The organism is Myxococcus sp. AB036A, from assembly GCF_006547355.1.
GTDB lineage: Bacteria > Myxococcota > Myxococcia > Myxococcales > Myxococcaceae > Myxococcus > Myxococcus virescens.
In genome coordinates, this window is sequence record NZ_VHLC01000173.1 from 1 (window position 1) to 10,087 (window position 10,087).

General features: G+C 69.8%; 8 protein-coding genes. 5 read left to right on the forward strand and 3 right to left on the reverse strand.

Annotated elements, in window-relative coordinates; all coding sequences use genetic code 11:
* Positions 1-138: 138 nt before the first annotated feature.
* Complete coding sequence (locus FL344_RS37085) at positions 139-1,434, forward strand: sensor histidine kinase KdpD (protein ID WP_228558632.1); 1,296 nt, start codon at positions 139-141, stop codon at positions 1,432-1,434.
* Between the two features lie 115 nt (positions 1,435-1,549).
* Here the strand turns inward: FL344_RS37085 and FL344_RS37090 are convergent, their stop codons facing one another.
* Positions 1,550-3,007 carry a hypothetical protein gene (locus tag FL344_RS37090; protein ID WP_141621822.1) on the reverse strand — a complete coding sequence of 486 codons (1,458 nt, stop codon included), beginning with the start codon at positions 3,005-3,007 and terminating at the stop codon, positions 1,550-1,552.
* Between the two features lie 186 nt (positions 3,008-3,193).
* On the reverse strand, positions 3,194-5,158 hold the full coding sequence (gene htpG, locus FL344_RS37095) for a molecular chaperone HtpG (RefSeq protein ID WP_141621823.1): 1,965 nt from the start codon (positions 5,156-5,158) through the stop codon (positions 3,194-3,196).
* 227 nt (positions 5,159-5,385) lie between these two features.
* On the opposite strand from htpG, the gene FL344_RS37100 reads away from it, so the two are divergent.
* The 4 genes from FL344_RS37100 (at position 5,386) to FL344_RS37115 (ending at position 9,609) form a co-directional block, all read left to right on the forward strand.
* Positions 5,386-7,080 (forward strand): hypothetical protein, encoded by a 1,695-nt coding sequence (locus tag FL344_RS37100; RefSeq protein ID WP_141621824.1) that lies wholly within the window; start codon positions 5,386-5,388, stop codon positions 7,078-7,080.
* Between the two features lie 79 nt (positions 7,081-7,159).
* A complete protein-coding gene (locus FL344_RS37105; protein ID WP_141621825.1) occupies positions 7,160-7,948 on the forward strand; it encodes a fatty acid desaturase in 789 nt (262 codons plus the stop codon).
* A gap of 33 nt (positions 7,949-7,981) precedes the next feature.
* Positions 7,982-8,971 (forward strand): protein-methionine-sulfoxide reductase catalytic subunit MsrP, encoded by a 990-nt coding sequence (msrP, locus tag FL344_RS37110; RefSeq protein ID WP_141621826.1) that lies wholly within the window; start codon positions 7,982-7,984, stop codon positions 8,969-8,971.
* Positions 8,972-8,982: 11 nt separating this feature from the next.
* A complete protein-coding gene (locus FL344_RS37115; protein ID WP_141621827.1) occupies positions 8,983-9,609 on the forward strand; it encodes a sulfite oxidase heme-binding subunit YedZ in 627 nt (208 codons plus the stop codon).
* A 30-nt stretch (positions 9,610-9,639) separates the two neighbouring features.
* Here the strand turns inward: FL344_RS37115 and FL344_RS37120 are convergent.
* On the reverse strand, positions 9,640-10,087 hold a 448-nt coding region (locus FL344_RS37120), incomplete at its 5' end, for a response regulator (RefSeq protein ID WP_141258779.1).

A 10,087-nucleotide genomic window follows, 5' to 3' on the forward strand; every position in this document is an offset into this window, starting at 1 on the left:
GGGATGCCCGTTCGCGCCACGCATCAGGTAGGGTGATGCTTTCCCCTGGAGGGCGTGATGCGGTTGCGGACCTTCCTCACCCTCGGAGCGGTACTCCTTGCGGTTCTGGGGCTGGGGTCCGCGGGTGGACTCTTCTGGATGACCACCCTGCTGCAGCGGCAGACCACCAGCCTCATCGACGCGGCGGAGCGGGTGCGCGCGGCGGCCGAGCTGGAAATCACCTTGCTGCTGCTCCAGTACGCTCACGAGGTGGAAGGTATCGGGCCCACGGACATCGGGCCGCCCGTCGGCGTGGACGCGCTGGTGCGCGAGGTGCCAGAGCGGCTGGCCCATGTCGAGATGTACACGGAGACGGAGGCGGAGCGCGGGCTGGTGGCGGCTTCCCGCGCGAGCGTCGAGGCCTATCTCAATGCGCCGGAGCCGGACCGGCGGCGCCGGTTGGCGCAGGCAGTGGATGCGACGCGGGCGGTGATGGACTCCAGCATCGCGCGGGCGCGCGCGGCTCGCGACGAGGCGACCGCCGTGCGGCGAACGGGGCGGCTCATTGGAACGTTGCTCGCGGTGTCGGTGCTGACGGGCGTGGTGCTGTTCCTCGCCATCGCGCAGACGAGCATCTACCGGCCGCTGGTGGCCATCCGCCGCGCGTTGAGTGCGTTCAAGTCAGGCCGGCGTGAATCCCGGGTGGCGCGCGCGGGGCCGCCGGAGCTCCAGGAGATTGGCGCGGAGTTCAACGACATGGCGGAGACCGTCACCAGTCAGGACGCGCGGCAACTCCAGTTCCTCGCGGGCGTGGCGCACGACCTGCGCACGCCGCTCAACGCGCTGAAGCTGTCGGCGCAGATGCTGCTGCGGGCCAAGACGGCGCCTCCGCCGGAGAAGGTACGGGATTCGCTGGTGCGCATCTCCAACCAGGTGGACCGGTTGGAGCGCATGGTGGGCGATCTGCTGGACCGGACGCGCATCGAGGCGGGGAACCTGGAGCTGCGCCTGGAGGAGTGCGACTTGCGCGGGTTGGTGGAGGAGGTGGTGGAGCTCCATCGGCCGTCGAGCGAGCACCACCGGCTGGAGTGCTCCGTGCCGGACTCGCCCGTGCCCTGGCGGTGTGATTCGACGCGGCTGTCGCAGGTGCTCACCAACCTGGTGAGCAACGCCATCAAGTACTCGCCCGAGGGCGGGGTGGTGTCGCTGCGGCTGGAGTCCTCGGAGCGCGACGTGTCGGTGTCCGTGACGGATGAAGGCGTGGGGATTCCGCCCGACGACCTGGGCACCCTCTTCGAGCCGTTCAAGCGCAGCCGGACCGCGGCGAAGGACATCCCCGGCGTGGGGCTGGGTCTCTCCGTGTCCCGCCGGATTGCCCGGGCGCACGGGGGGGACATCGAGGTGGAGAGCGTCGTTGGCACGGGCTCTACGTTCCGGCTCCGCCTGCCGCGTTAAGGGGCGTTCGGGGCGCGGGTGTGCAGCTGCTCGTTGCCCACGCCCGGAACGATGCTCCGGGCGTGGTGACACCGTGTCTGGAGGCCGGAAGCCGTGCTCCCGGCCCCTTGGGACGTCAGGGAATCGGCGTGGCGGCGTGGCCGCGGCCCGGCGGCGGCGTGCCGGGCGGAGGCGGCGGCAGCACGTGCGCCATGCCGGCATACGGGCCCGGCTGACGGCCATCACCGCCGGTGCTCAGCATCAGCGCGATGACCGAGCGGCCCTCCAGCGACACCTCGCGGTGTTCCACCAGCTCGCGCATGGGCACGTCCACCGAGCCGAGCAGCTCGCTCCCGTTCGGCCCGTCCATGTACACCTGGAAGCCGACCCGCCGGTCGTCGAAGGCATTGGCGACAGCGACGAACTCCGCGTCATACGCCGTGTAGATGCCGTCACGCCCCTGCGTCGTCAGGTGCATGCCATCCGGATGATGGACCTCGATGCGCAGCCTCGGGCGATTCTCACGCGGAATGCTCATGGCCAGGTCTTTCACCAGGTCCGTCATGCCACGCTGCCGGGCCATTTGGGTCACCCGGTTGGCCAGCCGCGTGAAGATGTCGTTCGACGCGCCCACCCACGCCCGGCCATCCGGCCGGCCCGGCGTCACCAGCACCGAGCGCAGCACGACGCGGTAGGGCCGCAGCTGCACCCGCTCCAACTGGTGGTTGGCATATCCGTCGTCCTGACCCGTGCGCAGCGCCACATGGTAGGCATCCGCCGCCCCGTTCCAGTCGCGGCCCGCGATGCGCTGGTCGGCGAGGGCCATGTGGCGCACGTACGCCTCCAGCGGCGCGGCCCGGCCACCCTGCCGCAGGCTCAGCGCGGCGCCGTAGCTCTGCTGCGCGCGCCCCCAGTCACGCTGCGCCCGCGCGGCGTCACCTTCGCGCGACAGCCGCTCGACCTCCTCGGTGATGAAGTGCTCATACTCCGCGGCGATGTTCTGCGCCCACGCCGAGGTGGAGGCGTCCAGCCGCAGCACCAACTGCGCCAGCTCGTGGGCCGCGATGAAGTTGCCCTCGTGCAGGTACCGGTCTGCCTGGGCACGCCCCTGGGTGGTGATGATGCGCCGCACGTCCTCCGCGCGCGTCTTGACCTCGGGCACCGGGGATAGCTGCAGCGCCCGGTCCATCAGCGAGGCGGCCTCCGCGTACTGTCCCTGCTGCGCCTGCTCGACGGCCGTGTCCAACTGGCCCATCGCCACCTGCTGCGCCGCGTTCGCGCGGAACGACGCAATCTCCGCGTTGCCCGGCTCCACGGACAGGGCGAAGTCGGACTCGGCGAGCGCACAGCCCCAGTCATTCACCTGTGCGCACGTCTGCGCCCGCTGCTGCGCATCCTGGAGCGCCTTGGTGCGGGCCGCGTCGAACTTGAGCTTGATTTCGGGGCTGTCCGGCTCGCTGGCCAGCGCTTGCCGGTAGGACGCATACGCGGCCTTCCAATCCCCTACGGCCGCGGCGCGGTCTCCCGTCTTTTCGTGCGCTGCGCACGCATGAAGGACCACGGCTGCGAACAACCCCAGAACCACTCGCTTCATGTCGTCGGACTCCCCTCGATATTCCGAGGGACGATAGCCGACGCGCCCCGGGGAAGCCGATACCCCCGCCCCGGGTCGGGCATTCCCCGGGTCCGGGGCCTCCCTGAAGCAGCCGGGCGCACCAGGCGCCCGCCCGGGCTGCGGGCGCCCCCTCTCGAAGCAAGAGGGGGCGTGGGTGACGGCGTCTCAGCTCGCCGTCGCCGAGGCGGGGGCCTGCGCTGGAGCGGGCGCCGCCGCCAGGGCCGCCACCTGCGTCAACAGCCCTGTCATGCGGCGGGCGAAGCGGTTGGGGTCGGCGATGGTGCTGCCCTCGGTGAGCAGCGCCTGGTCGTGGAGCAGCTCAATCCACTCCGCCACCTGGGTTGCGGTCGGGTCGCGGTCATGCACGGCCTTCAGGTGCTCGATGACGGGGTGCTTCGGATTCACTTCCAGGATGCGCTTCATGCGCGGCATGCCCGCGCCCCGGCCGCGCTGCTGGAGCAGGCGCTCCAGGTAGGCCGGCGAGCCGCCCTCCGGCACGACGAGGCACACGGGCGAGTCCGTCAGGCGGTCCGTCACGCGCACCTCGCGCACCGACTCCTGGAGCACGTCCTTCATCTTCGTGGTGAGCGTCTTCAGGCCTTCGGCGTGCTGCTCCTGCTCCTTCTTCTGCTCGTCCGTGGACTGGAGCTTCAGGTCCGCCTGGAGCGCGGACACCAGCGGCTTGCCCTGGAACTCGCGCAGGCCCTGCGCGGCCCACTCGTCCACCGGGTCCGTCATGTAGAGGACCTCGAAGCCGCGCTGCTTCAGGGCCTCCAGGTGGGGGCTGTCCGCCACCGCCTTCCGGGACTCGCCGTAGACGTAATAGATGGCCTCCTGGCCTTCCTTCATGCGGCCCACGTAGTCCGCCAGGGACGTCAGGCCCTCCTCGCGCGAGCTCTCGTAGCGCAGCAGGCCGCCCAGCTTGTCCTTCTGCTCGGCCTCCGTGGCCAGGCCTTCCTTCAGCACCGTGCCGAAGGCCTTCCAGAAGGTGAGGTAGTCGTCCGGCTTGTCCTTGGCCAGCTTCTCCAGCAGGTCCACGGACTTCTTCACCACGTGCTTGCGGATGGCGCGCACCACCTGCGAGTCCTGGAGCAGCTCGCGCGACACGTTCAGCGGCAGGTCGTCCGAATCGATGACGCCGCGCACGAAGCGCAGCCACTGCGGCACCAGCTCCTCGCAGCGGTCCATGATGAACACGCGCTTGACGAACAGCCGCACCCCGCGCTGCTGCTGCGCGTCCAAATCGAACGGAGGCTGCTTGGGCACGAAGAGGAGGCCGGTGAACTGGGTGTTGCCGTCCGCCTTGAAGTGCGTCCACGCCAGCGGCGCTTCCCAGTCGTGCGTCAGGTGCTTGTAGAACTCCTGGTACTGCTCGTCCGTGATTTCGGACTTGGAGCGCTGCCACAGGGCGCTGGCCTTGTTGACCACCTCCAGCGACGTCTCCGTCTTCGCCTCGTCGCCGGTCCCCGTCGTCTTGCTCACCTGGAGCTTGATGGGGTGGCCCACGTAGTCGGAGTACTGCGTGATGAGCGACCGCAGCCGCCACTCGCCCAGGAACTCCTTCTGGTCCTCCTTCAGGTGCAGGATGATGGAGGTGCCGCGCGCGGCGCGCTCGGCGGGCTCCACCGTGAAGGAGCCCTTGGCTTCCGACGTCCACCGCCAGGCGGACTGGCCCTGGCCAGCGGCGCGGCTGACCACCTCCACGCGGTCCGCGACCAGATAGGCGCTGTAGAAGCCCACGCCGAACTGGCCGATGAGCTGCATGTCCTTCTGCTGGCCCTTCTGCGCCAGCGCCTCGATGAACTCGCGTGAGCCGGAGTGGGCGATGGTGCCCAGGTTCTTCACCAGCTCGTCATGCGACATGCCGATGCCGGTGTCCTCGATGGTGAGGGTGCCCTTCGCCTCGTCCGGGATGAGGCGCAGCTCCAGGGCCGGCTCGTCCGCCAGCAGCTCCGGCTCCGTAATCGCGCGGAACCGGAGCTTGTCGAGCGCGTCGGAAGCGTTGGACACCAGCTCGCGGAGAAAAATCTCCTTGTGGCTGTAGAGCGAATTGATGACCAGGCTGAGGAGCTGATTGATTTCCGCCTGGAATGCGTGGGTCTCCCGCTGGGGGGCGTTTTCGACGGTCATGGTGACAGGGGCCTCCGGGGCGCCCGGTGGGGCGCCAGCGTCGCTTTCCCTTAACCATGGAAATCCGCTTGTCGAGTCCGGACCGTCCGCCCGTCCGCCCGCACAGGGACGGGTGTGCGGGTGGCCCCTTCCGGGTGCGTGCGAATGAGGGGGAAATGTGGGACGTTGGGTTTTCAGATGTGAGGACCGCTGGGAGGGTGGGCCCGGGTTGGAGTAGGGAAGGGGACATGAACCGTACCCTCCTGTCCCTGCTCGGCGCGGCGATGCTGTCGGGCGCCGCCACCGCCGCAGAGAAGACGCCCCCTGCCCGTTTCCCGGATGCCGCGGAGCTCCAGCGCCTGACGGTGCGCTTCGCCCCGGTGGAACTCCGGGTGGACCTGAAGGCGCTGCCGGAGTCCGAGCGCCGCGCCCTGGCCCGCATCGTCCAGGCCTCGAAGCTGATGGACGCACTCTTCCTGCGTCAGCGGTGGGCGGGCAACGAGTCGCTGCTGCTGGACCTGGTTCGGGACACGACGCCGCTGGGCCGCGCGCGGCTGCAGGCGTTCCTGTTGGACAAGGGGCCCTGGAACAGCCTCGACGAGGCGCGGCCCTTCATTCCGGGTGTGCCGGCCAAGCCCGCGTCCGCGAACTTCTATCCGGCGGGCGCCACCCAGGCGGAGGTGGAGGCGTGGGTGAAGTCGCTGCCCGAGGCGCAGCAGAAGGAGGCCACCGGCTTCTACACCACCATCCGCCGCGGCACGGACGGCCGCTTCATCACGGTGCCCTACAGCGTGGAGTACCAGGGCGAGCTGGCCCAGGCCGCCGCGTTGCTGCGTGAGGCCGCCGCGCTCACCCAGCAGCCCACGCTGAAGGCGTTCCTCACCTCGCGCGCGGACGCGTTCCTGTCCAACGACTACTACGCCAGCGAGGTGGCGTGGATGGAGCTGGACGCCAGCATCGAGCCCACCATCGGGCCCTACGAGGTCTACGAGGACGAGTGGTTCAACTACAAGGCCGCCTTCGAGGCCTTCGTGGGCCTGCGCGACGACGCGGAGACGCAGAAGCTGGCGAAGTTCAGCGGGCAGCTCCAGGGGCTGGAGAACAACCTCCCCATCGACCCGAAGCTGCGCAACCCGAAGCTGGGCGCGCTGGCGCCCATCCGCGTCATCAACAGCCTGTTCTCCTCCGGTGACGGCAACCGGGGCGTGCAGACGGCCGCCTTCAACCTGCCCAACGACGAGCGGGTGTCGGAGAAGATGGGCTCCAAGCGCGTGATGCTGAAGAACGTGCAGGAGGCCAAGTTCGAGCGCGTGCTGCTGCCCATCGCCAAGGTGGCCCTCACCCCGGCGGACCAGAAGGACGTCTCCTTCGATGCCTTCTTCACGCACATCCTGATGCACGAGCTGATGCACGGCCTGGGGCCCAGCAACATCACCGTGGGTGGCAAGGCCACCACCGTGCGCAAGGAACTCCAGGCGGCCTCCAGCGCCATCGAAGAGGCGAAGGCGGACATCTCCGGCCTGTGGGCGCTCCAGCGCCTGGTGGACACCGGCGTCATCGACAAGTCGCTGGAGCGCACCATGTACACGACGTTCCTGGCCTCCGCCTTCCGCTCCATCCGCTTCGGCGTGGACGAGGCGCACGGCAAGGGCATCGCCGTGCAGCTCAACTCCTTCCTGGACACCGGCGCGGTGAAGGTGAACGCGGACGGCACCTTCTCCGTGGTGCCGGCGAAGATGAAGCAGGCCGTCATCTCGCTGACGAAGCAGCTCATGGAGATTCAGGGCCGAGGCGACCGGAAGGCCGCCGAGGCGCTGCTGGCGAAGCACGGCGTGGTGCGCCCGCCCGTGCAGCGCGTGCTGGAGCGCCTCAAGGACGTGCCGGTGGACATCGAGCCGCGCTACGTCACCGCGGAGGAGCTGGTACGCGACGTGAAGAAGTAGCCACCGGCCCATTGCCCCGCCCCGCCGCCTGGGCATTTCCCATGCGCGGCGGGCCGGCGATGGCCAGAAAGCAGGAGAGATGGAGACTTCCGCCCGCCAACTCCGTCCAGCGCCGCCCGGTCCCTGGGGCGTCGTCATCGCGCTCGTCATCATGGGCGCGTGGGGTGGGCACCTTGCCTGGGCGCTGACACGAGCGGAGCTGCCGTGGGTGGAGCCGCTCACCTGGCTGCACGTCGCTCTCCAGGCCTGGCTGTGCACGGGCCTCTTCATCACCGGCCACGACGCCATGCACGGCACGGTGTCCGGCCGGCGCTGGGTGAACGAGGCCGTGGGCACGGTCGCCTGCTTCCTCTTCGCGGGGCTGTCCTACCGTCGCCTGGTGGTGAACCACCGTGCCCACCATGCCCGGCCCACGAGCGAGGCGGACCCGGACTTTTCCACCCACAGCCAGTCCTTCTGGCCGTGGCTGGGCACCTTCATGGCCCGCTACACCACGTTGCCCCAGCTGGGGGTGATGGCGGCCAAGTTCAACGTGCTGCTCTTCCTGGGCGTCTCCCAGCCACACATCCTCGGCTATTGGGTGCTGCCCTCGGTGCTGGGCACGTTGCAGCTCTTCTACTTCGGCACCTACCTGCCGCACCGGCGCCCGGAGACGCCGGACATGGCCCCGCACCACGCGCGCACGCTGCCGCGCAACCACCTGTGGGCCCTGCTGTCGTGCTTCTTCTTCGGCTACCACTGGGAGCACCACGAGTCTCCGGGCACACCCTGGTGGCGGCTGTGGCGCCTGAAGGACGCCCGTGCCCGTGAGACCGCGCTGACGCAGAGCGCCGGGACGCTCCCGGGACAGGAAGGCACTGCCCGGTAACGCGCGGGCGGCCTGGGCCGTTATACAGGGGCCATGCGCGACAAGCCGCCCGCTGAGCCGCCCAGCTCCGAAGTCACCCCCGAGAAGACGTACCTGCGCCGGCGTGAGCTGCTGAAGAACGCGGGCCTCTTCGCGGGCACGGCTGTCGCCGTCGCCGGAGGGCTGCACCTGCTGGGCCGCAAGCAGACGCGCCCCATGGACCGCTTCGTCCCGGACGCGGGGCTGGTGGAGCAACCGGTGGCGCAGGCGATGGGCCCCTTCGACACGGACGAGCCGCGCACGCCCTACGAGGACGTCACCACCTACAACAACTTCTACGAGTTCGGCTTCGACAAGAACGACCCGGCCCGCTTCGCGCACACGCTGAAGCCGAAGCCGTGGAGCGTCGTCATCGACGGCGAGGTGCACAAGCCGCAGACGGTGGACGTGGAGCAGCTCACGTCCTGGTTCTCCCTGGAGGAGCGCGTCTACCGCATGCGCTGCGTGGAGGCCTGGTCCATGGTGATTCCGTGGCTGGGCTTCCCGCTGGCGGCGCTGCTCCAGCGCGTGGAGCCCACCAGCCACGCGAAGTACGTCGCCTTCACCACGCTGCTGGACCCGGAGCAGATGCCGGGCCAGCGCCGCGCCCTGTTGGATTGGCCGTACACGGAAGGACTGCGCCTGGACGAGGCGATGAACCCGCTCACGCTGCTGGCCACGGGGCTCTACGGCCGGCAGTTGCCCAACCAGAACGGCGCGCCGCTGCGGCTCGTCGTTCCTTGGAAGTATGGCTTCAAGGGCATCAAGTCCATTGTCCGCATCCGCCTCACGCGGGAGGAGCCCATGACGACGTGGCGCCTGTCCGCGCCGCGCGAGTATGGCTTCTACGCCAACGTGAATCCGTCCGTGCCCCATCCGCGCTGGAGCCAGGCCAGCGAGCGCCGCATCGGTGACTTCGAGCGCCGCCCCACGCTGCCCTTCAACGGCTACGCGGAGCAGGTGGCCCACCTCTACACCGGCATGGACCTGCGCCGGTTCTACTGAGTCCCCGCGCCATGGCCTCGTCTCCATATCCCTGGCTCAACCCCGCGCTCGTCGTGGGGGGCCTGTCGCCGCTGCTGATGCTCGCCGTCCAGGGGCCCCGGGGTGAGCTGGGGCCCAACGCGATTGAAGCCGCGCTCCTCCAGACGGGGCTGCTGGCGCTGGTGCTGCTGGTGGCCTCGCTGACGTGCACGCCGCTGCGGCTGGTGGCGGGGTGGACGTGGCCCGCGCGCGTGCGCCGCACGCTGGGCCTGCTGGCCTTCACCTACGCGGTGGCGCACTTCCTCGTGTACGCGGTGCTGGACCAGGGGCTGGCGTGGGGCGCGCTGTGGGCGGACGTCACCGAGCGCCCCTTCATCACCGTGGGCTTCGCCGCGCTGGTGCTGCTGGTGCCCCTGGCCGTGACGTCGACGAACCGGTGGGTGCGGCGGCTGGGCTTTCCGCGCTGGCAGCGCCTGCACCGGCTGGCCTACGGGGCCGCGGCGCTGGGCGTGGTGCACTTCGTGTGGCGCGTGAAGAAGGACGTCACCGAGCCGCTCATCTACGGCGCGGTGCTGGCCCTCCTGATGGCCATCCGCGTGGGTGAAGCCCTGCGAAAACGCCGGGCCCGCGCCGCTGCGGCGGCCCGGAACCCGGCGTGAGTGAAGCGGCGCCCAGAGGGGCGCGGCGCGCTACTTGCGCGGCAGCGGGAGGATGGTGTCCACCAGCGTCATGAGCTGCGCGCAGCTCACCGGCTTGCGGACGAAGGCGCTGATGCCGGCCTTCTGACCCAGCGCGCGCACCTCCGCCACGTTCGGGTCGCCCGTCATCATCAGGATGGGCACCTTGGCCAGACGCGGGTTGGCGCTGGCGCGAATCTGCGCGGCGAAGTCCGCGCCGTTCATCCCATCCATGTGGAAGTCCGTGAGGACCAGGTCCACCGGCTCCGCTTCCGACACCTTGAGGCCTTCCTCGGCGGACTCCGCTTCGAGGAACTCGAAGTTGCGAGCCATGAGGTAGATCTTCAGCAGCGTGCGGATGGAGCGGCTGTCATCCACCAACAGCACGCGCTGTGGAGCCGTGCCCGCGGCGGGGCGCGCGCCCAGGGGGCGGGTCGTCTCCGTCGTGCTGCGGAGGGGG

Excerpts from the sequence above, each read along its gene's own strand:
- htpG (WP_141621823.1), bottom strand. The coding sequence starts at position 5,158 with ATGACCGTCGAAAACGCCCCCCAGCGGGAGACCCACGCATTCCAGGCG.
- FL344_RS37105 (WP_141621825.1), top strand. The coding sequence starts at position 7,160 with ATGGAGACTTCCGCCCGCCAACTCCGTCCAGCGCCGCCCGGTCCCTGG.
- FL344_RS37090 (WP_141621822.1), bottom strand. The coding sequence starts at position 3,007 with ATGAAGCGAGTGGTTCTGGGGTTGTTCGCAGCCGTGGTCCTTCATGCG.
- FL344_RS37085 (WP_228558632.1), top strand. The coding sequence starts at position 139 with ATGACCACCCTGCTGCAGCGGCAGACCACCAGCCTCATCGACGCGGCG.
- FL344_RS37115 (WP_141621827.1), top strand. The coding sequence starts at position 8,983 with ATGGCCTCGTCTCCATATCCCTGGCTCAACCCCGCGCTCGTCGTGGGG.
- FL344_RS37100 (WP_141621824.1), top strand. The coding sequence starts at position 5,386 with ATGAACCGTACCCTCCTGTCCCTGCTCGGCGCGGCGATGCTGTCGGGC.
- msrP (WP_141621826.1), top strand. The coding sequence starts at position 7,982 with ATGCGCGACAAGCCGCCCGCTGAGCCGCCCAGCTCCGAAGTCACCCCC.